We start from the raw sequence: 25648 nt of genomic DNA, 5'->3' as shown, positions 1-25648 counted from the left end.
AGGTCGGTCCGGACGCACGAGGCAGGTCGGTCCGGACGCACGAGGCAGGTCGGTCCGGACGCACGAGGCAGGTCGGTCCGGACGCACGAGGCAGGTCGGTCCGGACGCACGAGGCAGGTCGGGCAGAGCGCCTGAACGGTCGCCGCGGCCGCGGCGGGGTCGCATTCTGCGCGGCACCCGTCGCGGCCGTTTCGCGTCGGCAGCGTTGTCGGGACGTGCCGAGCGTGGCATCTCGGCCCAGGACTCCCGGCGGCAAGCGTCATGCGTCAAGCACTGGCCGGCGGCGGCGCGAGTTCGGCCGCGACCTCGACGGCGAGCTCGATGGCTCGGCCGGCAAGTGGTGAGTGGGTACGTCCGGCCCGCCAGTGCAGGTAGACCTCCCGCGGCGGCAGGGATGGCCGTAGCCCGTGGACGCGGAGCCTGTCGTCGGATGAGACGTCGGCACCGCGGATGGCGAGCCAAGGCAGCACCGCCGATCCCAGGCCGGCTCGTACCATCGACAACAGGGTGTCGTTGACCGCGGTGCGGAACACGACCTGTGGACGGGCGCCACTGCCGGCGAGGGCCTGCTCCATCCAAGGCTGGTCGCAGGTCAGCGGCCAGGCCACCATGGGCGCGCCGTCCAGCTGTTCCAGCGGGACCGGACCAGCGGGGAAGGTGCCGGCGCCGGCCACCAGCAGGTACGGATCGTCGAGCAGCTTGAGGTGCTCGACGTCGCCATCGATGCGGCCGTCGTAGAACAACAGGTCAAGGTCACCGATCCGCGGCTGCTCCGGCTCCTCCTCGGACAACCTGATGTCGCAGCCGGGGTGCTCGTCTCGTAGCCGGCGTATGACCGACGGCAGGATCACGTTGGACACGCTCTGGAATGTGCCGATGTCGATCCGGCCGTCTCCCGCCTTGAACCGGTCCACGGCGTCGGCCAGTGCCTCCGCCTTGGCCAGCAGTTCGCGACCGTGGTTGAGGACCACGGAGCCGAGCGGGGTGAGCCGTACCGGCTTGGGGCCGCCCGGCCGGTCGAACACCGGACCGCCGACGGCCCTCTCCAGCGCGGCGATCTGTTGGCTCACCGTCGACTGGGTGTACCCGAGACGGGCGGCCGCCCGGCCGAACGAGCCCTCCTCGGCGATGGCGGCCATCGCCGCCAGGTGGCGAAGCTCGAAGTCGGTCACGAGGCCCATTTTTCATCGGCATGAGCGATCAAATCAATCGGAAACCATCGCTTTTCACGATTGAGTCGCGCGGCTTAGCGTGACAGGACCAGCCGCCGGACAGGTCGCCATGACGTACGAGCCGGCGGGTGGTGGTGGCGTTTGGCACAACGATACGAAGGAGAACCGACATGACCAGGACGCTCACTCACGGCGAGCAGCTCCTCAAGATCAACGGTGTCGAGCTGTGTGTCGAGACCTTCGGGGATCGAGCGGACCCGGCGATCCTGCTCGTCGCCGGGTCGGCCGCCTCGATGCTGTGGTGGGACGCCGAGCTGTGCGAACGAATCGCGGTGGCCGGCCGGTACGTCATCCGCTACGACCACCGAGACACCGGCCGGTCGACCAGTTATCCGCCAGGCGAGCCGGCGTACTCGTTCACCGACCTGACTCTCGACATGCTCGGCATCCAGGACGCCTCGGGCATCGAGCGCGCCCATGTGGTCTGCCAGTCGATGTTCGGCGGGGCCGGACTCATCCTCGGTGTGGACCATCCCGATCGGGTCGCCTCGCTGACGTTCGTGTCGAGCTCGACCGGGGCCGACGACCTGCCGCCGCCATCGGGAGACCTGACCATGCCGGCCGAGCCGGATACCTCCGACGCGGCCGCGGTCGTCGAGTACGTGGTCGCCGGCGCGAGGGTGTACGCCGGTGGCTCCCCGTACTTCGACCAGAGCGCGATCCGAGCGTTGGTCGAACGTGACGTGGCGCGTGCCAGGAGCTACGCGTCGACTCTGGTCAACCACTACGCCATCGAGGTCGATGGGCCTGCCCGAGGCGGCTTCGGTGACATCGCGGCGCCGACGCTCGTGGTCCACGGCGACCACGACCCGTTCCTGCCGCTGCCGCACGGCGAGGCGCTGCGCGACGCGATCCCTGGTGCGCGGCTGCTGGTCCTGGAGGGAGCCGGACACGACCTGCCCGAGCCGGTGTGGGCGAACTTCGTATCGGCCCTGGTACAGCACACGAAAAGAGACCGCCCATGAAGCAGCTACGGCGCACGGAAAGAGACCGCCCATGAACCGGCTACGGTCGGCACTCTGGCTGCCGCTCTTCGACGACCTCGCCGACCCGCGGGTGGTCGCGCGCGTCGCCGCCGAAGCGGAGGAAGCCGGGTGGGATGGCTGCTTCGTATGGGATCAGCTGTGCTGGCGGGCGCCGATCCGGCAGGTCGCCGACCCGTGGATCGCGCTGGCGGCGATCGCGACCGTGACCGAGCGGCTGCGGCTCGGCCCGATGGTGTCGGCACTTCCCCGCAGGCGGCCGGCCAAGGTCGCGCGGGAGACCGCGACGCTGGATCGGCTCAGCGACGGCCGCCTCACCCTCGGCGTCGGCCTCGGCGGCGACCGGTTCGCCGGCGAGCTGTCCAAGACCGGCGAGCAGCTCGACAACCGGCGGCGCGGGCGGATGCTCGACGAGTCCTTGGCGATCCTGGCCGCCGCCTGGTCCGGTGAACCGGTGCGCCATCGCGGCGAGCACTACACCGTCGACGACATCGCGTTCCTGCCGCGGCCGGTTCAGCGGCCCGGCGTGCCGGTGTGGGCCGCCGGATTCCCGGGCAACGTCAAGCCGATCCGCCGGGCCGCCCGGCTCGACGGTTTCTTCCCGGCCAACCTGGCGCACCCGGACCAGGTCGCCGAGGTCGTCGGCACCCTCACCGAACTGCGCCATGGAGACATGGCCTCGTACGACATCGCCCTCGGTATGCCGCTCGGTGCCGACCCCGAGCCGTACGCGCAGGCGGGCGCGACATGGTGGCTGCCGGAATTCGAACCGGGTGTACGGCTCGACACCGTGCGCGGCGTCATTCGCGACGGCCCAGCGGCATAAGGGGGCGATCGCATTGTTCGACTACGACGCGGAGCTCGTTCGCTATCACGAGCGGCTGTGGGAGACATCCGCCCCGGCGATCGTGTCCTCGGCATGGGCTGCGGCACCCGGCGTGGATTCGATGGCTCAGGGCTGTCGGGGAGAGCGGATCAGTAGGGTGGCCACTGCTTCCTCTGGGCCGACAGCGCTGTAGATGTGCGGGACGTCGGCCTGCCAGGAGATGTGCTCGCCTGGCGCGGCCAGCAGGGGGACGTCGGCCGGGCCGGCGCGCAGCACGCCCGCGTAGACCGTTACGTGTTCGGTCACGCCGGGGGCGTGGGGTGGCGAGTGTTGCACGATGCCGGGGCGGACGCTCATGCGCAGCAACTCGAACGTCGCGGTCGGCTCCTCGAAGACCTCCAGCAGTGTGGCCGTTACGGCGGCGCCGGGCACGTGGACGGCCTCCGCGGGCGGTGCCCCGGGCTCCAGAACCAGGGCCGTCAACGGTAGGCCCAAAGCTCCTGCCACCGCGTAGAGCGTCTCCAGCGTCGGGTTGCGGGTGCCCAGTTCCAGGCCGGACAAGGTGGCCTTGCCGATGCCGGCGCTGCGGGCCAGCGCCGACAGGGAGATGCCGCGGGCCTCCCGCAATCGCCGCAGCCGGCTCCCGATCTCCGCGTCATGGCCGTTCACCCGGCAATCCTTGCATTCGGCCGCCGGGCTTGTCCCACGGCGGCCACATGGCTAGGGTTCGTTCCGTAAACGGAACGATGGAGATGAGGGTGGGCGTGCGGGTGCAGGCCGTTATGGCGGGGCTGGTCAGTGCTGTGGTCGGCTACGCCAGTTCGTTCACCGTCGTTCTCGCCGGACTGCGTGCCGTCGGGGCGACGCCGGGGCAGGCCGCGTCCGGGCTGCTCGCCCTGTGCTGCGGCATCGGGGCGGTGGCGATCTTCCTTGGGCTGCGCTACCGCATGCCGATCAGCATCGCCTGGTCCACCCCCGGCGCGGCGCTGCTGGTGGCGACCGGTCCCGTGCCCGGCGGCTTCCCGGCCGCGGTCGGCGCGTTCATCGTCTGCGCCGGGCTCATCGTCCTGGCCGGCCTGTCGCCCTGGCTGGCCCGGGCGATCGCCGCCATCCCGCGTTCGATCGCCGGTGCCATGTTGGCGGGCGTCATCCTCAGCCTGTGCACCGCACCGGTCCGCGCCGTCGTCGACATCCCGCTGTTGGCCGTGCCTGTTGTCCTGACCTGGGCGGTGTTACAGCGGTACCTGCGGCAGTGGGCCGTTCCCGGCGCGCTCGTCGTGGCGGTCATCGCCATCGCGGTGTACGGGCCCGACAACGGTCTGTCCGGCGCGTCGCTGCCGCCCGTGGTCGAGCTGACCACCCCGACGCTGAATCTGTCCGTAGTGGTGAGCATCGCCATCCCGCTGTTTCTCGTCACCATGGCCGCGCAGAACGTCCCCGGTATGGCGGTCATGGCGACATACGGGTACAAGCCGCCCCTGCGCCCGGTCCTCGTCGCGACCGGCCTGGCGAGCGCGGCGGCGGCACCGTTCGGCGGTCACGCCATCAACCTGGCCGCGATCACCGCAGCACTGACCGCCGGCCCGGACACCCACCCTGACCCCGGCCGCCGGTGGATCGCGACGGTGGCCCTCGGCGCCGGGCAGTTGACGCTCGGCCTCGGCGCCGGCCTGGCCATGGCTCTGGTGCTGCTGTCCCCACCCGTGCTGGTCATCGCGGTGGCCGGCCTCGCGTTGCTGCCGGCGCTCGGCTCGTCGCTGGCGGGCGCGGTGACCGAGCCGGAGGGACGGGAGGCCGCGGTGGTCACTTTCGTGGTCACCGCATCGGGGATGACGATCCTGGGCATCGGCGCGGCGTTCTGGGGCTTGGTCGCGGGCGGCCTGACCGCACTCCTGCTGTACAGGCGACCACCGGTGGAACAGCGATCGCCATCCACGGCGGAAACCGAGGCCCGGATGGCTGGTATGTCGGTCGATCAGCCGTCGTAGTGGAACAGGAAGAGTGATCCAAGGACGATTGATCCGTCCTCGCCCTTCAGAACCACATCATGGGCCCGTCAGCTGACGGATCCAGCCCTGTGAGCGATTCGGCCAGCCTGCCGGTCAGGTCGGCGATCACCAGCTCGGTGAGGGTGCCGGGGAAGGTGTGCCGGTCGAATTCGACGTCCCAGATCATCGTCCACCGGTCGGGGTCTGGTTCGCTGGTGTCCCACCAGATGGTGTCGCGGCTTTCGGTGTTCGCGCACCACAGCAGCCCTTCTGGCGCGGGATGCACGGGCATCGCCTCGCCTTCGCTCCAGTCGAGATATTCGGCTTGCTCTTCGTGCTGCTGCTGGAGATCTTCCGGCTGCCCGATCGTGATGCCGTTGATGCCAATCGTCCCGTACACCTCGAACAACCGCTTGTAGTCGCTCGGCAGCCGCAACCCGAGCGACCGCTCGATCGCCGGCCAGTCGTAGGTGTGGCCACCGGTCCGCGGCTCCCCGATGATCGTCGCCAACTGCGCCAGCGTGTCTCGCGGCCCCTCCTCTACGGTCGTGGCTTCAGTCGTGGCGGGAGCGGCGGGGTCGATGCCCGGCGGGTACAGCACGCGCGGACGCGGCACCGCCGACACCGACAGCACGGGCAGGTCCAGCCGCCCGTCCAGCCACTGGTCGAGGAACCCCGAGGCGCCGTACGGCAGCCGTTGCCATCCCAGGCCGTCGGCGTCCAGCAGCACCACCGGCCACTCGTCCGGCTCGCCGCTGACAGGTAGCCACCAGCACGTCTCACCTCCGTCGAACACCCCCCACAATCGCAACCCGGCCGGCTCAGGCGCGATCGGTGACGGGACCACCCGCTCGCCCGCGGCCCGCCGCGAGCGCAACCGCTCGCTCACCACGGCCTCCTCCGCATCCACGTCGAAGCCCTCCGGCGCCCCGGGACCGAGCAGCCGCAGCACGCCGGCCAGCCTCCCCACGCCGTACTCGCCGGCAAGCGCGGCATAGTCCACGGGCGCGCCCGTGGCCGCCTGGACCCTCGCCGCCGGCCCGGCGACCTCGAGAGCGAGCGGCACCCCTGGGAAGGAGGCACTCTCCGGCACGTCCTCAAGCACGAGCGGGGCGAATTTCCAGGCGTACGGAGGCGACACCGCGGGCAGGGCCTCTCCCAGGTCCAGACTGCCGCTCACTCGCGCGGCGAGCACCTCCGTCATGGGTGCGTCCACCAGCCGCCACGTCTCATCCGGCCAATGCTGGGTGAAGACCCTGGTCGGCCAGTCGTTCGGATCGGTGGAGACCGAGGTGTCCCAGAAGTAGTACTCGCTTCCGCGCGACTCACCCCATGCCAGGAGCCCGCCCGGTTCGGGATGAAAGGCGTACGGGTGCGACGGCGGGTCGGCGGCACGGATGGCGCGTTGCAGCCCTTGCCGCTGGTCGAGCTGTCGGTAAGAGCCGCCGCGGTCGGAGTGATGGGGCACCACGACCCAGATCCACTCCCCGACCAGCACAGGTCCGTACCTCTCGGCGAACTCTTTGTAGTCGTCGGGAAGCCGGAGACCGAGCCACTGTTCAACGCCGGGCCAGTCGACGGGAAAGGCGGCAGGGGGCGGCGGGCCGATGACGGCGGCCAGGGCGGCAAGATCCATGCCTGGATTGTGCTGCATCGCACCCGGCCGCTGTTTCGCTGAGATCGCCTTAAGGCCCTGCGGGCTCGTGGCCCGGCCACCCCTGTGGACATCCTCGGCCTGAGCGCTTGGGCGGTCACCCCCGCTGCGGCAGGCGTGTGAGCACGGGGGAGGGGTGAGGGGCGTGCTGGGCGGGGTTATCGGCGGCTGGCCCAGCGGCCCGAACGAGGGCCAGTGCGCCGGCCGGTGATCAGGTTGTAGACGAGCAGCAGGACTGCCGCGCCGACGATGGCACAGACCCAGGTGGACAGGTTGAAGAAGCCCTGGATGCCCGAGACGTGGAACACCTTGGTGGCCACGAAACCGCCGAGCAGCGCGCCGGCGACGCCGAGTACGAGGGTGATGATCAAGCCTTGCTGGTCTTTGCCGGGGACCAGCGTTCTGGCCAGCAGTCCGGCGACCAGTCCGAGGATGATCCAAGCGATGATGCCCATGACCGAACTCCCTGTGGTGGTGCGTCGATGTCTGCGCGGGATCGGTCTTCCGGACCGGTCGAAGCAGGAGGCCGGCCACCGCATGATTGGCGGCGCCGACCGTCGAACACTTCCAGCCAACACCCTGCGTAATGGGGCAGAAACCGGCGATATGTGAAGGATTAATCTCCAGGACCGATCACCAGGGTTCGGCGCGACCAGTGTTGAGCCCGGCGCGTCACAACGGATCATCGCTGCGGCGGCTGGTGGCTGCCGAAGCACCTTCGCCGGACGCCGGCTCGGCGGCCGGGGCGACGGGCTCCAGCCAGTCGAGCCGTTCGGCCAGCCGCCGGGCGATGTCGATGACGATGGCGATGTGCGGGGAAGGGTTGGCGTCGTGCCACAGCAGGGACCAGGGGTAGTGCGTCGCGGGGTCGGACAGAGGCCGCCAGGTGGTGCCCGGCCGGTTGGAGGAGCGGAACGAGGAAGGGACACAGTGCACGCAGCGATGCTGGAGTACGAGGTCGGCGGCGGCCCGGGAGCTTTCGACGGTGCCCTCGTAAAGGGTGGGCGCCAACCCGGCCGAGCGGCACAGCGCGAGGACGAACTGATTGAGCTCCGGCGTCTGCGATTCCTCGCCGAGCAGTAGCAGCTCGTCGGCGAGGGCGGCGACGGGCACGCCGTCGAGGTCGGCGAAGCGGTGGTCGTCGGGTACCAGCACGCCGAGCGGATCGAGCCTGATGAGGTTGGAGGTCACCTCGGCCGGGGTCTGGGAGGCGTGTCCGATGGCGATGTCCAGGCGGCCGTCGGCCAGTTGCCGGTACTGCTCTGGGGTGCCTGCCTCGACCTGGTGGATCGTGATGCCGGGATGGTTGCGATGGAGCTCGCGCAGGATCTGCGGCATGGTGTCGTAGCCGGCGTCGATGATGCCGACGCGCAGCGTGGGCGCCGAGGCGGCGGCGGTGCGCGCGACCTGCGCGGCTCGGCTGACGTGATCGAGGATCTGACGCGCTTCGACGAGGAAGGCGGCGCCGGCCGTGGTCAGGTCGACGTGGTGGGTGCTGCGGTCCAGCAGTCGCACGTCCAGCTCGCGTTCGAGCCGCTGGATCTGCTGACTCAGTGCCGACTGCACGATGTGCTCGCGGGCGGCCGCGCGGCCGAAATGCAGCTCTTCGGCCAGCGTCACGAAATAGCGCAACTGCCGTAATTCCATGCCCGCCACCCTCTCTGCCCAGGCGGCGCCGACGCGGGCTGTCGTCTCCCACTCTAGGTTCCTCGTGGGCGGGTGAACTTCTGGAGGCGAGCCGGGCCCTACTTGCTGGGCTGAGGTGTCTGGCAGGCGATCTGCGGCTTCATGCCGAAGTAGTTGAGGGGGCCGGCCAGGATCGTCACCGCGATAGTGGCCACCTGATTGCAGTTCTCCACCGGCGCCGTGTAGTAGTTGCGCTGGCCTGCGGCGACGGCGCCGACGATCAGCCAAAGGATCAGCGCTCCTGATGCGACGCGCATCGGTTCTACCTCAATCTTCGTGCTTGCACGGGGGTGGACGGGGTCATCGCGGAACTCGCCGGCGTCCGACCTCGACTCCGTAGCCGCCGAGCGGTTGTCAAAGCGGAGGGTCAGCGTTTGAAGGCATCCCAGATCTTTCCGCCGGCCTGCTTCAGATTGCCTGCGACCTGATCGCTCTTGCCCGCGATCTGCTGGCGCCGGTCGCCGGTGAGGCGGCCGAAGAGTTGCCTGACCCAGCCCTTGAGGACCTGGACCTTGTTGCTGATATCCCAACGCAGACTCATCGTGATCTTCCTTCACTGCTGTGCCGCGGTCAGGCGGCTTGGAATCCCAGTGTCCGTCCCGGCCTGATGGGGGGAAACGAGCAATGGCGGCGCCGGTTATCACCGGAACCGATGAGCGCGGGGCGTATCCGGGATCGTGGTCGTGGCCAGAACGGTGAGGATCACGGTAAGGGAGAGCCACACGAGGATCCGCGGCAGCGGAATTGCCGGGAATCAGTCAGTCTCCGGCCGGTGAGAGCGGGCCGGTACGGCGGTGCCGGAGGCGTTCGGGGTCGGGCCAGTGCACGTCGCTTGCCCAGCCCAGCCGCTCGAACAGGCGGATCACCCCGCTGGACAGGTCGATCTGGCCCCGGTCGAGACCGTGACGGGCGCAGGTCGGCTCGCTGTGATGGCCGTTGTGCCAGCTCTCGGCGAACGACAGCAGGGCCAGCGGCCACAGGTTCGTCGCCCGGTCGTGGTTGCGGGTCTTGAACGGCCGGCTGCCGATGAGGTGGCACAGCGAGTTGATGCTCCAGGTGACGTGCTGCAGCAACGCGATGCGGATCAGCCCGGCCCACAGGAAGGCGGTCAGGCCGCCGTACAGGGTGCCGGTGATCGCCCACCCGGCCAGGAACGGCAGTGCCAGCGACACCACGCACAGTGCGGGGAAGGCGCGGGCCACCCGGGTCATGGCAGGATCGGCCAGCAGGTCCGGGGCGTAACGCTCGGCCGGAGTCTGATCGTCGGCGAACAGCCAGCCCAGATGGGCGTGGGCAAGCCCCCGAAGCTGCCCACGCAGGCCGGTCCCGTACCGGTAAGGCGAATGGGGATCGCCCGGTCGGTCGGTGAAGGCGTGATGGCGGCGGTGCACCGCCACCCAGTCGATCACGTTGCCCTGGAAGCCCATCGACCCGGCGACCGCCAGCGTCACGCGCAGCCATGGCCGGGCGGTGAACGAGCCGTGGGTGAGCAGCCGGTGGAAGCCGACCGTCACCCCGAGCCCGGTCACCACGTAGAAGCCCGCGGCCAGAAGCAGGTCGGTGAGCGCGACCCCCTGCCCCCACGCCAGGTAGATCACCGCGCCGAGCGCGGCGAACGGCGCGATCACGATTGACGCGGTCAGCGCCGTCTGCGCCCGCCCGGCCGGCACGTGCTCTCCGGCCCCGGGGAACGGCGAGGTGCCGTCATAGTCCTGCCGACGTTTCACCGGTCGTTCGGAAACCGGTCGTTCGGAAACCGGTCGTTCGGAAACAGTCATGAAGTAGCTTTCTCCTCATCTATACCGTCCGCCGGTGCACGTAGCACCAGCGCCAGGTCGACCTGGGCCCCAGAGTGGCGGCCACCGGATGGTCGGTCTCCTGGTAGTGGGCCTTGGCGTGACCGCCCCGCGAATCGTCGGAACAGGCCACCCAGCCGCAGGTCAGGCACACCAGCAGGCGTGTCCAGGTCTGGCCGAGGGCCAGGCATTCCTTGCATTCGGGCGGTCCATACCGCACGGTGGGAAACTGGTCGATGTGATCGCAGCGGGGCGCCTGACCGTTCAGGCCTGCACGGTCGGTCGCGTCCATTCCTTGTGCGTCCAGGGTCATCGCGACCCCCTCACGGTGACAGCGACGCAAGGTGCGCCAGCTGGTCACTCACCAGTCAAGGTGCTCAGCCGTGCGGCGGAAACACGCAATCCCAGCTCGCCTCATCAGCTGCGGCGATAGCCACCTGCGAGCACGTCGGCCGCGCCATGTCTGCCCTGCCAGGGGTGGAGAGATCTTTCAAGAGGCCACCGGATCGGCTTGACCTGCCGGATCGCGACTTCGAGGCCCGCCGGACAGCGAAATCGGCCGGAGAATTCAGCGGTGCGAAACCTCCTGCCATCTTATGCCGAGAGTGGAATTCGCTCAGTTGTGCGAAATTTCCCTTGCTATTTATTGCGGATGGGTATTGAATGAGGAATGCAAGCCAAAGAAAAGGGAGGCTCTTATGAGCTTCGTACAGATTCTGGAATTCGATACCAAGCGTGCCGGCGAAGTCGAGTCGCTCATGAACGAGTGGTGGACGCAGGCCAAGGGCAAGCACTATGTAAAGCGCGAGGTCGTGGCGAAGCACCGCGATCGACCCGATCACTACGTGGCCATCGTGGAGTTCTCCTCCTACGACGAGGCCCAGAACAACAGCAAGCTGCCGGAGACCGACCGGTTCAACGCGCACATGGCCAAACTGTGCGAGGGCCCGATCGAGTTCTCCAACTACGATGTGATTCGCGACAAGAGCTGATCATCAACTGAACATCGCGGAAAGCTCAACCTGTGCCGTGGCGTGCGAGAATATTCTCGCGTCATGGCGCGGGCATTTTTTATGCCGGCCTTCAAATATCGCGCGGGCGGCAAAGGAGCTGCCGGCGTCCCGGGCACCCGGGATTCACATCCCGCATGACCGAAGGCCCGGAACGGGGCCCGCGGCGTTGACCGCCTGGCCGGCCGCTCTGGTGAGCGCCCGCTTGGCGTGCCGGGTGAGTGACGTAGATTCGAGGTATCCGGAAACGACGACATCCCGCCGCATTAGAGGTGCCTGCCAGGCCGGCTCACCGAAAGGGTTGTCATGGACATCCTGCACCGCTTCCGCACCAGATCCGGGCCATCTGCTGAGACGGCTGAAGCCGATGTGCCCCAAGGCGAGAGCTTACCGGCGCCGGCCGAGCGCCCCGCGGGCCCGGGCTCAAGCGCTGAGAACTCCAGGCCGGTGCCCGTCACCCGTACCAGCGTGGCCTGGGCGGGTGTGTGGGTCGCCACGCTCGTGTCCGTCGCCTTCATCGTGTTCATGCTGCAGAACACCACCGCCACGCAGGTGTCCTTCCTCGGCCTGCACGGCACGCTGCCGCTCGCGGTCGCGATGCTGATCGCCATGCTCAGCGGGATCCTGCTCACTCTCGTGCTCGGCACCGCTCGCATCACCCAACTCCGGCGTCTGGCCAGCCGGCGACGCCGTCAGAACCGCTGACCGGCGAACACTTTCCCCGCCCCGGCGACCACGCCTCCTGATCACATGTCTTGGCGAGACACTGCCCGAGCGCTACGGGTTCCTCCTGGCGAGCGCCTGCTCAGCCGCGGCGCTCAGCAACCGGGCGGCGGCGGCCACCTCGGCGAGCCGACCAGGCGTCATCGTCTCCAGACAGGCGCCCAGCCGCTGCCGGTCACCACGACAGGCCATGCGCGTCGCGTGCTGAAAGGCGAGGGCGCGCGAAGCGGTACCGATCGCCATCAAGACGTCGGTCAGAGCCTGATCCACGCCGTCGTTCTGATCCGGCGGCAGCGGAGGTTGAGCAGTCAACGCCATTCACCATGCCGTCCTTGAGCTCCGACCGCGATCCGCCCCGATGATCACGGCTGACGATAAGCCTTGTGCGGATTGCCGCTTTCCACCTGGTCGAGCCCGTCAGATGATCAGACCATCGCACCAGACGGCTCCGCTCACGCCGCCCCTCCGCAACGTGTTCATGACCGCCTCACACCCGCGGCCACCTTATCCCGCACTCCCCGCCCGTAGGAGCCAGCATGAACACCGCGGACACACTCGGCGCACGCGCCCCTGACGCGCTCGCCGATCGGCTCTTGCACATCACGCCGCTGGTCGATCCCGTGGGCCTGCGGATCGAAGGTGAGCTCGACCACGCCACCCTACCGGCCCTGACCGGGGCACTGGCCGCGCTGGTGGGCGGCGGCGGCTTCTGCGTCGATGTGAGCGGCCTGGTGTTCTGCGACGTCGGCGGACTGCGCGCCCTGGTCGCCGCCGCCGCCGGTATGCGCGACGACCATGCTCTGACGTTGCGCTCGCCCTCCCCGCAACTGCTACGCCTGTTCCAGCTCACCGGCTGGCACCAGACGGCCGGTCTTCGCCTACAGGATCGGAGCACCTCATGACGGCCCTCCATCCCCGCCCATGCCTGGCCAGAGTGCTGCGCCTCACCGGCCTGGACCACAGCTTCCCGATGTACGGCACCCCGGGCCGAGGCAGGGCCGGGTTCAGCCGCGCGGCAGCGCGCTGAGACGTCGTCGGCACATGTCTGTTCTCGCCGCCGCTGCCACCAGGACGACCGCCGGGCCACGCCCTTGCCTTCCCGTTGAGACGACGGCCGAGCTGGATCGGCTACGCCATCAGGTGCTGGGCGAAGCCCGGATCCAAGCCGCCGCGATCCTCGCCCAGGCCCGCACCGACGCCGAGCAGATCATCGCCGCGGCCAAGCTGGAACGAGTGCGATGCCGGCACCCGCCCCCGCGCCGGGCCCAGGCAGGCCAGGCCACGCAGCCGGCGCCCGCACTCGCTGTCGGCCCCGCGCCGATCATGGTGCTCAACGACCGCTGGCGGATCTACGCGCCCTTGAACGCCGACGCCAGCGCCATGGCCAGCCTGTACCAGGCATACGAGCTCGCCGACCCCGCCACCACCGTCGTGGCCAAGGTGTTCCACCAGGCCCACAACGACCCCCAGCGGTTTCGCACCTTCCTACGGGAGGCACGAAGCATGCGCCTGCACCACCGGCACATCGGGCAGATCATCGACGCCGGCCAGGATCCCAGATCCCAGGCGGTCTACCTCATTTCGCCCCTCTACCAGCCAGGCAGCCTCAACCTCCACCTCCACGGCAGGCCAGGCGCCGACGTCTCCCTGAGGTGGAGCCTGCGGATCCTGGGCCAGGTGCTGGCCGGGTTGCAGGCCGCCGCCCTGAGCGACATCATCCACCTCGACATCAAGCCGCAGAACATCGTCCTGGACGGCCCCGCCACCATCAAGATCATCGACTGGGGAATGTCACAACTGCACCAGGCCGGCACAAGCGTGTCGACGGTCCTGCCCGGCGGCACCAAATGGTTCGCCAGCCCCGAGCAACTCGGCGTCACCGACGACGCCCCCAGCAGTCTGTCCGATCTGTACGGCGTCGGTGCCCTGGCCTACTGGCTGCTGACCGGCCTGGCCCCGCTGCGACGTGAAGCCGACGCCGGCACCGATCCGCTGCAGGTGCACCACCTGATGCGGGCCGGAACCCGGCCCGAACCCGTTGACCGCTACAACCCGCTCGTACCCGAGTGCCTGAGCCGGCTCATTGACCAGTGGCTCAGCTACACGCCCGCAGACCGCATCCCCCCGACGATGGCAGCCTCCGCCACGCTCAGTTGGGCATGCACGGCCCTGAGCCGGCAGACGTGCGACCTCTCCTGATCAGCGGAGGTGATCGGCGGGCGGTCATCTGCCGCTGTCGTACTCCAGAGTTCGCGAGGGCAGCAGCGTGGCCAGTGCCCAGCGTCCGGGCCCGAAGACGGCGATGATCAGGAACGACCAGCAGAAGAGGGCGGCCTGTTCGCCGCCGTTCTGGATCGGGAACAGCGCCTGGGGCTGGTGGACCACGAAATACGCGTACGCCATGGTGCCGGAGCAGACGATGGCGGCGGTACGGGTGCCCAGCCCGAGCAGGACGAAGATCCCGCCGACCAGTTCGATGACCGCGGCCCACCACCCGGGCCACTGCCCGAAGCCGGGTGCCTGGCCTTGCGGCCCGCCCAGCACGTTGAAGAGGGTCGCGGCGCCGTGGCAGGCGAACAGCAGACCCACCACGAACCGGTACAGGGCCAGGAACAACCCCTGATTCTTGGCCAGAAGCTCCATGGCGCATCCCTTTCAGGAAGAGATCGAGAAGCGGTGACGGCAACCTGGTTCATGGCATGTCGGCGGCCGACCCGGCGGAGGGGCGGCCGCGATGCCGTGACATGACGTGACCCGCTAGAAGGACGATTGGGAGCGCTCCCAATGAGGTTCTCGAAGCTGATCGTGAGCTGTCAATCCCGGCACCCGGAAAAAGACGCTGCCAACGGCCGGCAAGCGCCTCATGTGCTCGGATACCCGGACTGACTCGGCCGGTCAGTGAAATTTTCACTACCGCATGACTGGGGCGGGGCAAAGGCAACCTGTTCCAAGCGTCGTCATCACCGTCGCAAGGCAGGCGAGGCGATCGGGAGCGGCGACGGATCGAACCCGATCGTCGGCCGCGCCTGGCGGGCCCAGATGATAGCCGTCCGCAGCCAAAGCTGGGGTCTCGTCGGATATGTGAATATTGGATGCCTTTCGGGTGATCGCAGCGATTCGAGTGGTGGGTTGCTTTTACCGCTATTGGAGGCCCCCTTGTTTCACGAGTAGGGGCCGATCTTGAAACGGCCGTGCCCGTCACATCTGTGTTGCAGCTTGACCTCTCTTACCCGCCACAGACGCTTGCCGGAAAATACTTCTCTACATGACCAGCCGGGAGCAGATCTTCGACGACTTCGCCAAAGCCGTCTTCAAAAAGGTGCTTCGCCGCAGGAAGTGGCGCAGCCGCCTGCTCATAGGGATTCATGAGGGAGCCGCGGGCGGTTCGGCCACTTTGGCGCCCACGGTACTCATCGACGCCTTGACAAACCGGCTGCGGCTAGGCACGACGCCGCTGGTGCCGCACGCGGTGGTGGATCAGCGGGCTCGTGTGGCGCAGCAGATCGCGACCGGGCTGGCGGCTCCGAGAGGGTGGGGCACGCTTCGCTTTCCCCAATACAACGTCTTCAGGGCACTCGAGTCGGATGCCCTGGCCGGAATGGATCCGCAGGATTGTGCCTTCAGAAAGATCCACCCTTTCCTGTGCCGGTTCATCCAACTTCCGGGCGCGCCCGATCCGGTTCTTTGGTGGATCCGGTTGGTCGGCTTCATCATCGTGTTCGCCGGCTGGTTCGAACAGCTGCGGTTCGGCGGGGCATGGCGACGTCGCATGCGCCGCAACTGGTTCGCGAAATTCGCCGGGGGAGGCCAGGAGGATTTTTTCGAGCAGGCCGCGACCATCATGCGCGGCAGTGACGAGCAGAAGAAGGAAGGCGTGCTTCTCCGCGCGCTCCTGTGCGATCTGGACACGGTGTTCACTCCGCGTCTGTCTCCTTGGCGGCGACGCCGGCAGAGCGGTTTCCTGCTGTTCATCAAGAACGGCGACGAGCTCGCTGACCTCGTTCGCAAGGCGATAGAGGACACCAAAGCGCGACACATCACCGTGATTTCCGCTCGATCCGGTCAGGCCGCGGGTGCTCCGAATCTCGCCGAGGCCACGCTCCGTCTCATCCTGCACGGAGACACCGAGCTTCAGGTGACGACGCGGGACATGGCGGCGGGTTCCACCGCGGAGAAGCTCGCCGGCGCGTACAAGATCCCTGTGCGGCTGAGAAGCTCCGTCATGGTTGTTGTCGTCGCTGTCCTGCAGATCGTGATCCCCACCGTTGGTGGCTATTTCGGCGCCGCGCGGCTTTTCCAATTCTGGCCCTGGGCCAGGGATGAGACTTGTCTCGGCGAGACCGCTGGTCATGTGGCGACGGCAAGCACGCCGGTCGGCCTGCTCTCATCTCAGGACGCGACCCGTCTCTACAACGCCGACAAGCAGGCGATCGACGACGAGAACATCCGAGTCAGGGGCCTGGCCAGTAAGAACCCCGGCATGAGATACACGATCAAGACGATTGTCTACCTGGGCTCCGGTGTCGCGGGCGCCTTCGACGCCGGAGTCGCCTACAACGGCGTGATCCCGGAACTGCACGGCATCCGACTCGCGCAACGGAAGATGAACGAACTCGCCGAGGACAATCCGCGAACCAAGGATCGGCTCTCGGGCAACGTCTTCGTCGTTGTCGACATCCGGGAGGCCGGCAAGGACTACGCCCAAGCGCCTCAGATCGCCCAGCAGGTGGTACGGCAGTCGACCGAGACCGTCCTCGGTGTCATCGGACTTGGCGAGAGCAGACAGCAGACACTCGAGGCTCTGAAGACCCTCGGCGACGGCGGGCTGCCCATCCTCGGCATGGGCGCTACCTCCGAGGATATGCAGGCCCATCCGCTCTACCATCAGATCTCCTTCGACAACCCGTACCAGGCGCGCATGTTCGCGGCGTTCGCTCGACAGGCCAACATCATCCGGGCAGGTGCATCCGGCCACTGTGTCCCTGCCGACAAAGCACTGGTCATCGGCGACCCCACTGACAACTACAGCCTCCGGCTCGGAGAGGACCTCGCGACCGAGTTCCCCGTGGACAAGGCTCATGTCATCTGGTTCCCACCGCCGGGATCGGCGACGTCCGTCCATCCCGCGGGCACATTCGTGACCAGCGACTCGGAGTTGCTCGAAAAGGCGTGCGCGCAACTGACTGGAAGTACCGACGACCACACCGTGGTCTTCTGGTCCGGCAGGGCGGAGCGCCTGCGGGACTTTCTCGTCGCGGCCAAGGACAGTGCCGCCTGCCCCGCGTCGTTCACGGTGATCAGCGGTGGGGACCTCTCGACCACGGCCGTCCTCAAAGAGCGATTTCCCACCGACTTCGCCGGCGTGACGCTCTTCTACTCCGCGCATGCGCTAGCGAGCAGCCCGCCCAACAGCGCAGGAGATGACTACACCCACCGTTACCTGGAGCTGTACAAGACCACAAATGATCCTTGGTACGACCACTGGCGAGGACCGATTGCCTATGACGGCCTCGTCACCATGGTGACGGGAATCAATACCGTGTGCCGGGAGAACGGGCCGGCCGGCTGCGGGAGAGGATCAGTGGCCAGCCATTTCCGCTACCGCATCGGAGGAGAGTCCGGGCTTCGGGGCGCGACAGGGATCATCCGTTTCGTCAAGGATCCGTGGGCGACCGCGCTTCCCGCACCTCTCCAGAAGCGGTTCCTGATGCTCCGCGCGACGCCTGTGGGACCGTCCATCGTCATGGAGTGCGGGCAGCGCGACACCAACGACCTCAGGACCACCTGGGGGCCCAAGGACGCGTTCGACTGCCCGAGCACATAAAGGTCTCATGGGCGGCCGGCGAGATCAGGAATGTGGACTGCCCTCAGTCACGAAAGCCGGACACGGCCTTTTCCGCTCCTCATTGGCCAGTCGAGCGCGTAGGCCACCCAGGCTGCCGCGCCGGGAGGCCCCGGAAAACCTGCGCGGCCAGATCTCCACCATCGGCGCCAGCCTGAAGATCACCGGCTTCGCCCTGGGGCCGGCGACCGCGGGGTCGGCGGTCCGTCCGGCAAGCCGCGCAGGATCAGGGGGTTCATCACACGTGCCGCGACGAACAGCAGCAGCCAGAAGAACTTCGCGGCGGTGACGTCGACGAAGGCCACCGGGATGGACAGGAGGAAGACGGCGGTCGCGGTGATCGTGCCGAGAGTAAAGGAGCGGACCCATCGGGGAGTGGCCCGCTCCGGGTCGAACAGGCCGTGGCGGGCGCAGTGGTGGACCATCAGGGCCAGCACGAAGGAGATCCCGGCGATAAGGACAGAGTACAAAATCGTGCCGAACCGAAGATCGGTGGCGCCGAGGACACGGGTCGCGAACGGCAGCAGCACGATCATGAGCAGCCAGCTCAGGTTGAGCACGGTCAGTCGGGCGTCGACCCGGTGAACGTGCCGAAAGAACTGCTGGTGGCTGTACCAGAGCCGGCCAGCCACCGCGAAACTGATCACGAAGATCAGATAGTCGGGAGACAGGAGGTCCAGGAAGGAGTGCCAAATCTCGCTCTCGGTCCGGCCCTCGGGCACCGGCAGCTCCAGCGCGAGCAGGGTGAGTGCGATCGCGATCACCGCGTCCGAGAAGAAGATCACACGGTCCCGCACGTGCCGCCGGTCCTCGTCGCCGGCGCCCTCAGTGGTCGCCGCGAGACGTTCTGGGGGCATTTCGCTGTCTATGCTGTCCTGATTTGGCACGGATCCCAGTGTGTCACGCGTGTACGGCTCCTCCTCGCGCTTCAGGCCGGCCCTCCAGAGCGCTCCGACGCCCCCGACAGACCAAGGGCGACAAGCGGATCGGGCTCCCCGGGAATGCGTCGGCGTTGAGCCGCGTCTGGGACGTGCACGGGCGTACGGTCCTGGCCCCTTGTGGGACGCTCGCGCGGGTCGGTCAGGAGCGTACGTAGCGCCGGAACATGGTCCCCGAGGCGAAGGAACGGTGCTCGACCAGGCGCAGCCGCAGTTCTTTTCTCACGGGCAGGTACGGCTTGCCGCCCCCGACGATCACGGGGAACGCGTACACCCAGAACTCGTCGATCAGATCCAGCAGGGAGATGGCCAGCTCGGGGCCGCCGAGTTGGAGGGTGCCGTCGATCTCCTGCTTGAGGCGCGTCACCGCGGACACGGCGTCCTTGCGACGGACGATCGTGACCCCTTCGGGGACGGTCTGGAGGGTGTCGGAGAAGACGTACCGCGGCGTCTCCTTGTAGAACTGGGCGAACTCCCGCTCGACGGCCGGGGCGCCTTCCTTGCCGAGGTCCTGCGTCCAGGGCTTTTCCATCGCCTCATACAGCCGCCGCCCGTACAGGAACGCCGCGATCCGGCGAACGTGGTCGTTGGCCGCCTGGCGAAAGTCGTCGTCCGGGTCCATGAAGTTCATGCCGCCCTCGGGATCCTCGATGTAGCCGTCGATCGAGGTGTTCATCCAGTAGATGACCTTGCCCATGAAACTCCTCCTTGGTCGTAGAGATCGTCCAGAGTGGAGACCCGATGGAGCGCCGGAACTCATCGCCGACAGGGCGGTCAATGTGTGCTTTTTCGGATGGACCAGCGCCGTCGCTCGGCCGCGCCCTTTACGACGTCCCAGACAGCCGCTCGACGCCGCGCAGGAGCGCGGAGTGGTCGAGCGCGCCGTCGCCGGTCGCGTTCGCCGAGGCCACCAGTTGGGCGACGAGCGCACCGAGCGGCAGCACGACGCCGGCCTCGCGGGCGGCCGAGGTGACGATGCCCATGTCCTTGTGGTGCAGGGCGATGCGGAAGCCGGGCTCGAAGGAGTGGGCGAGCATGTTGGCGCGCTTCTGCGCCAGCACGGCCGAGCCGGCCAGGCCGCCGCCGAGCACCTCGAGCGCCGCCTCCAGATTCACCCCGTACGCGCGCAGGAACACCACGGCCTCGGCCAGCGCCTCGATGTTGGCGGCGACGATGAGCTGGTTGGCCGCCTTGACCGTCTGGCCGGAGCCGCTCGGCCCGACGTGGACGACCGTCTTGCCGACCACATCGAAGATCGGCTTGGCAGCCTCGAAGTCCGCGCTCTCGCCGCCCACCATGATCGACAGGGCGGCGTTCCGAGCGCCGGCCTCGCCGCCCGAGACGGGAGCGTCGAGGTAGCGCAGGCCGCGCCGGGCGGCTTCGTCCGCCAGTTCGCGGGTGATGTCGGGGCGGATCGAGGAGAAGTCGATGATCAGCGTGCCAGCGGCGGCGTGCGCGAAGACGCCGTCGTCGCCGGTCAGCACGTCCTTGACGTCGGATGAGTCGGGGACCATGAGGGCGACGACCTCGGCGCCCGTCACGGCGTCGGCGATGGACGTGGCCACCCGGCCGCCGGCCTCGGCCAGCGGCTTGGTCTTCTCGGGCGAGCGGTTGCAGCCGGTCACGCTGTGCCCGGCCTTGACGAGGTGGACGGCCATGGGGTTGCCCATGATGCCGAGGCCGATGAAAGCGATGGTGGTCACGTTGATCCTTCCGCGCGTCGCTCGCGTGGTAGCCAGTCGAAGGCGCCCGGGCCTTCGACGCGGTATTCGAGGCCGATGTATCCGTCGTATCCGGTGGCGTACACGTCGTCGATCCACTGCTGGATCGGCAGCGTGCCGTCGCCGGGCGCACCCCGGCCAGGGGCGTCGGCGATCTGTACGTGGGCGATGCGCGGCGCGTGCCGCTCGATGACGGCCGGTACGTCGTCACCGTTGGTGGCCAGGTGGTAGAAGTCGGCCAGCAGCCCGAGGGTGGGCACGTCACCCAGCCGGTCGAGCACCGCCACGACGTCGGTGGCCGTCAGCAGCGGGTAGCGCGGCGCGCCGCTGACCGGCTCCAGCAGCACGGTGCCGCGCACGCCACGCGCGCAGGCCGCCAGCATCTCGATGGCGAGGTCGTCCTGCTCCTTGGCGTCGGCCCCCTCCACGCGGTTGCCGTAGAGGGCGTTGAACATCCCGCAGCCGAGCCGCTCCCCGATGGAGGCCACCACGGGGATGTTGTCGAGCAGCTCGCGCGAGCGTCCAGGCCACGACACCAGGCCGCGGTCGCCGGCCGGCATGTCGCCGGCGAAGAAGTTGAGCCCGGTCAGCCGCACCCCGGCGTCCTCGATGGCGCGGACGAACGCGTCCACCTCGCGGTCGGCGGGTTCCGCGACCGGCCACGGCCACCAGAACTCGACCGCCGCGAACCCGTCGGCCGCCGCCGCGGCGGGACGCGACAGCAGGGGCAGGTCCGTGTAGAGGATCGAGCAGTTGACGGTCCACCTGGTCAAGCGGGGGTCCCTTCCGACTGTTCGCGGCGGAGCTGGCCGAGCAGGCGTTCCTGGGCTTGGTCCAGATGGTGGGCGAGGCGCTGCTGCGCCCGCTCGGGATCCCCGTCGCCGATGGCCTTGAGTATGTCGTCGTGTTCGTGCACCACGTTCGTCGGGTGGGTGGTGCGGTGGGCCTGGAACTGGCCCATGGTGAGGTGCACCTCCCCGAGGATCACCTCGTGCATCCTCGACAGCCGGCGGCTCCCGACGGCGGCGACCAGCGCGGAATGGAAGGCGATGTCGGCCTCCACCTGGCTGGCGAAGGCCAGGTCTCCGGCCGCAGCCTTCATCGACGCCTGCGCGCGCACAGCCGCGGGCGGCACGGTGGCCGTGCGGGCGAGCGCCGCGACCGCCGCGCGCTCGACGGTCTCGCGGCTGAAGTAGAGGTCGCGGATCTCGTTCTCGTCCAGCTTCGGGACCACGGCGGTCTTGTGCGTGGTGCGGCGCAGCAGCCCGAGCGCGGTGAGCCGCTCCAGGCACGCCTTCGCGGTCGGGCGCGCGACGCTGTATTCGCTGGCGATGCGCACCTCGGTGAGCTTCTCTCCCGGGGCGATCTCGCCGTTGACGATGCGTTTGCGTACCGACTCGTAGAGCGCTTCCGTCAGAGACGACGGTCCGAGAGGAAAGCTGTTCTGGCTGTCCACTGGGTCCCTTCAAGATCGCCGAAATCGTCAGACAAGTATACCGCCTCCTAATACCCGGCGGTCTTGTCGACGATGTTCCGTAGTGGCGCTCCACGGGCGAATCTGGCCACATTGTCGAGCAGGATGTCGAATCCCCTGCGGGCGGTCTCATGCGTGGTGGCGCCGTTGTGCGGGGTGACGATGACGTTCGGCAACGCCCAGAACGGGCTGTCCTGGGGCAACGGCTCCACGCTGTGCGCGTCCAGCCCCGCCCCTGCGATCTCGCCCTGCCGCAGCGCGTCGAGCAGGGCCTCGTCGTCGGCGATCCCGCCGCGCGAGACGCAGACGAAGCATGCCGTACGTTTCATCGCCGCGAACTCCTCCCGGCCGAACCGTCCAGCGGTGGCCGCCGTGAGCGGCGCGGTGACCACCACGAAGTCCGACTCGACGAGGAGGCGCGGGAACTCGTCCTGGCCGAGCAGTTCGTCCACGCCGGGCACGGGTGTCCCGGACCTGCGGCGCATGCCGAGCACCCGCATGTGAAACGCCTTGGCCTTGGCCGCCAGATCGAGGCCGGCGTTGCCCAGCCCGTACAGGCCGACCGTACGGCCCGCCAGCTCGCCGTGGACGTGGCGGTCCCAGCGGCGCTCGGACTGCACACAGCCCGGCGGATGCGGGCGCGGGCCAGGTCGTCGTGGCCGACGGTGACGATGATCCTCATTTGAGCCCCGTGGTGGCGATGCCGCGGATGAGTTGTTTCTGGGCCACGGCGAAGAAGATGAGCACGGGCAGCAGTGACACGAGCGACATCGCGAACAGCATGCCCACGCCGCTCTGCGTCTCCGAGTCCGCCATGGAGTTGAGCGCCACCGGCACCGTGAACATCTTCGGAGACGTGAGATAGATCAGCGGCACGAAGAAGTCGTTCCAGGTCCAGATGAAGGTGAAGATCGTGGTGGTCACGAGCGCGGGCCGCATGAGCGGCAGTACCACGTACCAGAAGGTGCGGAAGGGACCCGCGCCGTCGATCCAGGCCGCGCGGTCGAGATCGCGCGGGATGGTCCTGATGAACTGCACCATCAGGTAGATGAAGAACGCGTCGGTGGCCAGGAACTTGGGGACGAGCAGCGGGAAGTACGTGTTCACCAGGTCGAGCTGTGAGAAGAAGATGTATTGCGGGATCACCAGCACGTGCATCGGCAGCATCACCGAGACCAGCGTGATGGCGAGATAGAGCTTCCGCATCCTGAACTCCAGCCTGGCCAGCGCGAACGCGGTCAGCGAGCAGGAGAAGAGGTTGCCGATGATCGAGCCGACGGTGACGACCAGCGAGTTGAGGAAGAAGACGGTGAAGGGGCGGTTGAGCGCGTTCCACCCCTCGGCGAAGTTGTCGAAGGTGATCTCGCTGGGGATGATGCCGGGCTCGGTCAGGATCAGGTGGTCGGGCTTGAGCGAGCTGACGATCATCCAGACCAGCGGATAGAGCATCAGCAGCACGAAGGCGCCGAGGCCGAGGTGCTTGAGCACGTCACGGCGGCCGCGTCGGCGCGCGGCGACCTTGGATCGGGTACGCGCGGACTCGAGCGAGGTGGTCGCGGTCGTCATCAGTCGTCTCCGTAGAAGACCCAGTATTTCGACAGGACGAAGTGCACGGCCGTTATCAGGGCGATCGCGCCCATCAGTACCCAGGCCAGTGCCGAGGCGTAGCCCATGTCGAAGTTCATGAAGCCCTGCTGGTAGATGTAGAGCGTGTAGAACAGCGTCGAGTTGGCGGGGCCGCCGGTGCCGCCGCTGACGACGTGGGCCTGGGTGAAGGTCTGGAACGCGCCGATCGTCTGGAGGATCAGGTTGAAGAAGATGATCGGGGTGATCAGCGGGACCGTGACGCGGGTGAACTGCCGTACCACCCCGGCGCCGTCCACCTTGGCGGCCTCGTACAGTTCCTCGGGGACCTGGCGGAGGCCGGCCAGGAAGATGACCATCGGGGAGCCGAACGTCCACACGTTCAAGACGATCAGTGTGGACAGCGACAGGCTGGGGTTCTGCAGCCAGCTCCCGAGTTCGAGCCCGAACAGCGACAGCCCTCGGTCGACGAGGCCGTCGTCGCCGAAGATCTGCCGCCACAGGATCGCCACCGCGACGCTCGTGCCGAGCAGCGAGGGCAGGTAGAAGGCGCTGCGGTAGAAGGCCAGGCCGCGCAGGCCACGGTCGAGGATCAGGGCGAGCAGCAGCGCGAAGCCCAGCTGCAGCGGGATGGAGATCAGGACGTAGACCGCCGTGACCCGGACGGCGGCCCAGAAGTATTCGTCCTGGAACATCCGCTCGAAGTTCTCCAGGCCGTTGAACTCCGGGGTGCTGAGGATGTTGTAGTCGGTGAAGGCCAGGTAGAGGGAGGCGAGCAGCGGCACCGCCGTGACCAGCACCAGGCCGAGCCACCAGGGGATGAGGAACACGTGCGCGGCGCGGCCCTGGTTGAGGAGGCTGCGTTTTGCCACGGCGCGCTCCTACCGGGCCCGTGAGATGCCGGCCTGGATCTCGTCCAGGAGCCGTTTCGCCCCGTCGGCCGCGCTGAGCCGGCCGAGCGCGATCTCCTCCGCGACCCTGGACATGGCCGTCCGCCAGGTGTTCGTGCCGGGAGGCGCCTCGAAGCGGGGGCGGCGCTCGGCCTCGCGGCCGGCCTGCACGAGGGTGAGCATCTCCTTCTCGTCGCCGCTCGCGGACTCGAGCGACTGCTTGAAGACTTTGGGGTTGATGGGCGCGCCCATGGTCAGGCCGACGGTCTTGAGCATCGCGTGGTCGTTGGTGTTGTAGTTGACGACCTTGCCGGCGGCCTCGACCTTGTCGTCGTCGATACCCTGATATATCGCCATCCGCGGGTAATAGAGGAACCGGTGTCCGGCCTGGGCGTCCTTGGCCACGGGCATCGCGCGCAGCTTGAACCGGTAGTCGGGGAACATCTTCGCGTCGTCGATGAGGTGGTTGGAGTTGCCCACCTTGGCCAGCACCTTCTTGCCGACCAGCGCCCAGTCGGGGCCGATGCCCTCCTGCTCGCTGAGCGACATCACGGCGCCCGCCTTGACCAGCTTGTCCCACCAGTCGAACCAGGCGCGCACGCTGTCCACGGTGAAGCCGGTCTTACCGTCCTGGGTCCAGAGCTGCTCGCCACGCTGTCGCAGCCACGACTCGAACGGCAGGTCGGCGTCGGGCTCGTACGGCATGCCCTTGCGCTTGTTCGGATTGTCCTTGGCGTACTCGATGAGGAAGGCCGCCCAGGCGTCCCAGTCGGCGTCGGCGGGCGGGAGCTCCACCTGGTCTTCCTTGGCGAACGTCTCGTTGTAGCGCAGGGCGGGGACGAAGATGCCGAACGGCATGGTGTTGAGCTGTCCGTCGAGCTTGTACGACTCCAGGTCCTCCTTGGAGTAGTCGGCCAGGCTCAGGGTCGGGATGTCGTCGAGGCGCCGGTAGAGCTTGCTCTTGTGGTAGGTGAGCACCTGCGCCGAGGCGATCCAGAAGATGTCGGCCACGTCACGGGCGGAGATCTGCGTGGTCATGCGCTCCTGGAAGGCGGCGTAGTCGGCGAACTCCGGCTCGATCTGGACGCCCGGGTTCTTGGCGGCGAACTCCTTGAAAGCCTTCGTGTAGTTCTGCTGCCGGATGTTGTTGCCCCACCAGGCGTACCGCAGTGACGTGCCGCCGCCGCTGCCGGAGTCGCCGCCGCACGCGGTGAGGCCGGCCCCCAGTGCACCGGCCGCCGCCAGTTTCAGGAATCCCCGCCGATCGAGTCCGCTCATCATTGTTCTCCCATCGTTCTTCA

The 25648-nt window shown here is 68.0% G+C and carries 29 protein-coding genes; 9 read left to right on the top strand and 20 right to left on the bottom strand.

The annotated features are described in order from the left end of the window. Positions 1-266 precede the first annotated feature (266 nt). Positions 267-1172: a LysR family transcriptional regulator gene (locus tag AB0H88_RS50825; protein WP_357657228.1), complete on the bottom strand. Its 906-nt coding sequence runs from the start codon at positions 1170-1172 to the stop codon at positions 267-269. A gap of 170 nt (positions 1173-1342) precedes the next feature. On the opposite strand from AB0H88_RS50825, the gene AB0H88_RS50820 reads away from it, so the two are divergent. Continuing rightward, positions 1343-2197, top strand: coding sequence for an alpha/beta fold hydrolase (locus AB0H88_RS50820; RefSeq protein ID WP_357657226.1), 855 nt, complete (start codon positions 1343-1345; stop codon positions 2195-2197). 31 nt (positions 2198-2228) lie between these two features. Continuing rightward, a complete protein-coding gene (locus AB0H88_RS50815) occupies positions 2229-3041 on the top strand; it encodes an LLM class flavin-dependent oxidoreductase (RefSeq protein WP_357657225.1) in 813 nt (270 codons plus the stop codon). A 126-nt stretch (positions 3042-3167) separates the two neighbouring features. On the opposite strand, the gene AB0H88_RS50810 is transcribed toward AB0H88_RS50815, so the two are convergent. Then, positions 3168-3710, bottom strand: a complete 543-nt coding sequence (locus AB0H88_RS50810) for an XRE family transcriptional regulator (protein WP_357657223.1) — start codon at positions 3708-3710, stop codon at positions 3168-3170. 77 nt (positions 3711-3787) lie between these two features. Here AB0H88_RS50810 and AB0H88_RS50805 point away from each other — a divergent pair, with 77 nt between their 5' ends. Next, the gene (locus AB0H88_RS50805) at positions 3788-5029 is read left to right on the top strand and encodes a benzoate/H(+) symporter BenE family transporter (protein ID WP_357657221.1); all 1242 of its coding nucleotides are present in this window, start codon (positions 3788-3790) and stop codon (positions 5027-5029) included. 46 nt (positions 5030-5075) lie between these two features. Here the strand turns inward: AB0H88_RS50805 and AB0H88_RS50800 are convergent, their stop codons facing one another. From AB0H88_RS50800 to AB0H88_RS50770, 7 genes are all read right to left on the bottom strand, one after another. After that, positions 5076-6665 carry an SMI1/KNR4 family protein gene (locus AB0H88_RS50800; RefSeq protein ID WP_357657220.1) on the bottom strand — a complete coding sequence of 530 codons (1590 nt, stop codon included), beginning with the start codon at positions 6663-6665 and terminating at the stop codon, positions 5076-5078. A 176-nt stretch (positions 6666-6841) separates the two neighbouring features. After that, on the bottom strand, positions 6842-7138 hold the full coding sequence (locus AB0H88_RS50795) for a GlsB/YeaQ/YmgE family stress response membrane protein (RefSeq protein ID WP_357657218.1): 297 nt from the start codon (positions 7136-7138) through the stop codon (positions 6842-6844). 217 nt (positions 7139-7355) lie between these two features. Then, the gene (locus tag AB0H88_RS50790) at positions 7356-8330 is read right to left on the bottom strand and encodes a LysR substrate-binding domain-containing protein (protein ID WP_357657216.1); all 975 of its coding nucleotides are present in this window, start codon (positions 8328-8330) and stop codon (positions 7356-7358) included. Between the two features lie 98 nt (positions 8331-8428). Beyond that, positions 8429-8626 (bottom strand): hypothetical protein, encoded by a 198-nt coding sequence (locus AB0H88_RS50785; RefSeq protein WP_357657215.1) that lies wholly within the window; start codon positions 8624-8626, stop codon positions 8429-8431. 110 nt (positions 8627-8736) lie between these two features. Then, the gene (locus tag AB0H88_RS50780; RefSeq protein ID WP_357657213.1) at positions 8737-8910 is read right to left on the bottom strand and encodes a CsbD family protein; all 174 of its coding nucleotides are present in this window, start codon (positions 8908-8910) and stop codon (positions 8737-8739) included. 217 nt (positions 8911-9127) lie between these two features. Next, complete coding sequence (locus AB0H88_RS50775) at positions 9128-10096, bottom strand: acyl-CoA desaturase (protein WP_357657211.1); 969 nt, start codon at positions 10094-10096, stop codon at positions 9128-9130. A gap of 70 nt (positions 10097-10166) precedes the next feature. After that, entirely contained in the window at positions 10167-10385 is a 219-nt protein-coding gene (locus AB0H88_RS50770; protein WP_357657209.1) for a UBP-type zinc finger domain-containing protein, read from the bottom strand. A gap of 478 nt (positions 10386-10863) precedes the next feature. Between AB0H88_RS50770 and AB0H88_RS50765 the strand changes: the two genes are divergently transcribed. Further along, positions 10864-11157: a hypothetical protein gene (locus tag AB0H88_RS50765; protein WP_357657207.1), complete on the top strand. Its 294-nt coding sequence runs from the start codon at positions 10864-10866 to the stop codon at positions 11155-11157. A 465-nt stretch (positions 11158-11622) separates the two neighbouring features. Then, positions 11623-11880 carry a lipopolysaccharide assembly protein LapA domain-containing protein gene (locus AB0H88_RS50760; protein WP_225301272.1) on the top strand — a complete coding sequence of 86 codons (258 nt, stop codon included), beginning with the start codon at positions 11623-11625 and terminating at the stop codon, positions 11878-11880. Between the two features lie 72 nt (positions 11881-11952). On the opposite strand, the gene AB0H88_RS50755 is transcribed toward AB0H88_RS50760, so the two are convergent. Beyond that, positions 11953-12210 (bottom strand): hypothetical protein, encoded by a 258-nt coding sequence (locus AB0H88_RS50755; protein ID WP_357657205.1) that lies wholly within the window; start codon positions 12208-12210, stop codon positions 11953-11955. Positions 12211-12434: 224 nt separating this feature from the next. Between AB0H88_RS50755 and AB0H88_RS50750 the strand changes: the two genes are divergently transcribed. Genes AB0H88_RS50750 through AB0H88_RS50740 form a run of 3 tightly spaced genes read left to right on the top strand, consistent with a single transcriptional unit; the run spans position 12435 to position 14097 of the window. Continuing rightward, positions 12435-12800: an STAS domain-containing protein gene (locus AB0H88_RS50750; RefSeq protein WP_357657204.1), complete on the top strand. Its 366-nt coding sequence runs from the start codon at positions 12435-12437 to the stop codon at positions 12798-12800. After that, positions 12797-12925, top strand: coding sequence for a hypothetical protein (locus tag AB0H88_RS50745; protein ID WP_357657202.1), 129 nt, complete (start codon positions 12797-12799; stop codon positions 12923-12925). Before AB0H88_RS50750 ends, AB0H88_RS50745 begins: the two co-directional genes overlap by 4 nt. 14 nt (positions 12926-12939) lie before the next feature. Continuing rightward, on the top strand, positions 12940-14097 hold the full coding sequence (locus AB0H88_RS50740) for a serine/threonine-protein kinase (RefSeq protein WP_357657201.1): 1158 nt from the start codon (positions 12940-12942) through the stop codon (positions 14095-14097). Between the two features lie 24 nt (positions 14098-14121). On the opposite strand, the gene AB0H88_RS50735 is transcribed toward AB0H88_RS50740, so the two are convergent. Continuing rightward, the gene (locus AB0H88_RS50735; protein ID WP_357657199.1) at positions 14122-14541 is read right to left on the bottom strand and encodes a DoxX family protein; all 420 of its coding nucleotides are present in this window, start codon (positions 14539-14541) and stop codon (positions 14122-14124) included. A 622-nt stretch (positions 14542-15163) separates the two neighbouring features. Between AB0H88_RS50735 and AB0H88_RS50730 the strand changes: the two genes are divergently transcribed. Continuing rightward, entirely contained in the window at positions 15164-17722 is a 2559-nt protein-coding gene (locus AB0H88_RS50730; RefSeq protein WP_357657197.1) for a hypothetical protein, read from the top strand. A gap of 179 nt (positions 17723-17901) precedes the next feature. Here the strand turns inward: AB0H88_RS50730 and AB0H88_RS50725 are convergent, their stop codons facing one another. The 9 genes from AB0H88_RS50725 to AB0H88_RS50685 all read right to left on the bottom strand — a co-directional run bounded on the left by AB0H88_RS50725 (position 17902) and on the right by AB0H88_RS50685 (position 25628). Further along, a complete protein-coding gene (locus tag AB0H88_RS50725; RefSeq protein ID WP_357657195.1) occupies positions 17902-18597 on the bottom strand; it encodes a TMEM175 family protein in 696 nt (231 codons plus the stop codon). Between the two features lie 223 nt (positions 18598-18820). Continuing rightward, entirely contained in the window at positions 18821-19375 is a 555-nt protein-coding gene (locus AB0H88_RS50720; protein WP_357657193.1) for a dihydrofolate reductase family protein, read from the bottom strand. 127 nt (positions 19376-19502) lie between these two features. Further along, positions 19503-20387: a 2-hydroxy-3-oxopropionate reductase gene (locus tag AB0H88_RS50715; RefSeq protein WP_357657250.1), complete on the bottom strand. Its 885-nt coding sequence runs from the start codon at positions 20385-20387 to the stop codon at positions 19503-19505. Beyond that, complete coding sequence (locus AB0H88_RS50710; protein ID WP_357657191.1) at positions 20378-21172, bottom strand: TIM barrel protein; 795 nt, start codon at positions 21170-21172, stop codon at positions 20378-20380. The genes AB0H88_RS50715 and AB0H88_RS50710 overlap by 10 nt, the downstream gene beginning before the upstream one ends. Next, positions 21169-21855, bottom strand: coding sequence for a GntR family transcriptional regulator (locus AB0H88_RS50705; RefSeq protein WP_357657189.1), 687 nt, complete (start codon positions 21853-21855; stop codon positions 21169-21171). Before AB0H88_RS50705 ends, AB0H88_RS50710 begins: the two co-directional genes overlap by 4 nt. Positions 21856-21902: 47 nt before the next feature. Then, positions 21903-22493 carry an NAD(P)-dependent oxidoreductase gene (locus AB0H88_RS50700; RefSeq protein ID WP_357657188.1) on the bottom strand — a complete coding sequence of 197 codons (591 nt, stop codon included), beginning with the start codon at positions 22491-22493 and terminating at the stop codon, positions 21903-21905. A 58-nt stretch (positions 22494-22551) separates the two neighbouring features. Further along, positions 22552-23439 (bottom strand): carbohydrate ABC transporter permease, encoded by an 888-nt coding sequence (locus AB0H88_RS50695; RefSeq protein ID WP_357657186.1) that lies wholly within the window; start codon positions 23437-23439, stop codon positions 22552-22554. Then, positions 23439-24329, bottom strand: a complete 891-nt coding sequence (locus tag AB0H88_RS50690) for a sugar ABC transporter permease (protein ID WP_357657185.1) — start codon at positions 24327-24329, stop codon at positions 23439-23441. The genes AB0H88_RS50695 and AB0H88_RS50690 overlap by 1 nt, the downstream gene beginning before the upstream one ends. Before the next feature lie 9 nt (positions 24330-24338). Next, the gene (locus AB0H88_RS50685) at positions 24339-25628 is read right to left on the bottom strand and encodes an ABC transporter substrate-binding protein (RefSeq protein WP_357657183.1); all 1290 of its coding nucleotides are present in this window, start codon (positions 25626-25628) and stop codon (positions 24339-24341) included. Positions 25629-25648: the final 20 nt, after the last annotated feature.

Origin of the sequence: Nonomuraea sp. NPDC050680 (assembly GCF_040654555.1) — a bacterium.
In the GTDB taxonomy this organism is placed as follows: domain Bacteria; phylum Actinomycetota; class Actinomycetes; order Streptosporangiales; family Streptosporangiaceae; genus Nonomuraea.
This window is presented reverse-complemented; position numbering and strand designations above follow the sequence as displayed.

Coding starts and splice junctions, on each gene's coding strand:
- AB0H88_RS50820 (WP_357657226.1), top strand. CDS start 1,343: ATGACCAGGACGCTCACTCACGGCGAGCAGCTCCTCAAGATCAACGGT.
- AB0H88_RS50815 (WP_357657225.1), top strand. CDS start 2,229: ATGAACCGGCTACGGTCGGCACTCTGGCTGCCGCTCTTCGACGACCTC.
- AB0H88_RS50805 (WP_357657221.1), top strand. CDS start 3,788: ATGGAGATGAGGGTGGGCGTGCGGGTGCAGGCCGTTATGGCGGGGCTG.
- AB0H88_RS50800 (WP_357657220.1), bottom strand. CDS start 6,665: ATGGATCTTGCCGCCCTGGCCGCCGTCATCGGCCCGCCGCCCCCTGCC.
- AB0H88_RS50795 (WP_357657218.1), bottom strand. CDS start 7,138: ATGGGCATCATCGCTTGGATCATCCTCGGACTGGTCGCCGGACTGCTG.
- AB0H88_RS50790 (WP_357657216.1), bottom strand. CDS start 8,330: ATGGAATTACGGCAGTTGCGCTATTTCGTGACGCTGGCCGAAGAGCTG.
- AB0H88_RS50785 (WP_357657215.1), bottom strand. CDS start 8,626: ATGCGCGTCGCATCAGGAGCGCTGATCCTTTGGCTGATCGTCGGCGCC.
- AB0H88_RS50780 (WP_357657213.1), bottom strand. CDS start 8,910: ATGAGTCTGCGTTGGGATATCAGCAACAAGGTCCAGGTCCTCAAGGGC.
- AB0H88_RS50765 (WP_357657207.1), top strand. CDS start 10,864: ATGAGCTTCGTACAGATTCTGGAATTCGATACCAAGCGTGCCGGCGAA.
- AB0H88_RS50750 (WP_357657204.1), top strand. CDS start 12,435: ATGAACACCGCGGACACACTCGGCGCACGCGCCCCTGACGCGCTCGCC.
- AB0H88_RS50745 (WP_357657202.1), top strand. CDS start 12,797: ATGACGGCCCTCCATCCCCGCCCATGCCTGGCCAGAGTGCTGCGCCTC.
- AB0H88_RS50740 (WP_357657201.1), top strand. CDS start 12,940: ATGTCTGTTCTCGCCGCCGCTGCCACCAGGACGACCGCCGGGCCACGC.
- AB0H88_RS50735 (WP_357657199.1), bottom strand. CDS start 14,541: ATGGAGCTTCTGGCCAAGAATCAGGGGTTGTTCCTGGCCCTGTACCGG.
- AB0H88_RS50730 (WP_357657197.1), top strand. CDS start 15,164: ATGACCAGCCGGGAGCAGATCTTCGACGACTTCGCCAAAGCCGTCTTC.
- AB0H88_RS50725 (WP_357657195.1), bottom strand. CDS start 18,597: ATGCCCCCAGAACGTCTCGCGGCGACCACTGAGGGCGCCGGCGACGAG.
- AB0H88_RS50720 (WP_357657193.1), bottom strand. CDS start 19,375: ATGGGCAAGGTCATCTACTGGATGAACACCTCGATCGACGGCTACATC.
- AB0H88_RS50695 (WP_357657186.1), bottom strand. CDS start 23,439: ATGACGACCGCGACCACCTCGCTCGAGTCCGCGCGTACCCGATCCAAG.
- AB0H88_RS50685 (WP_357657183.1), bottom strand. CDS start 25,628: ATGATGAGCGGACTCGATCGGCGGGGATTCCTGAAACTGGCGGCGGCC.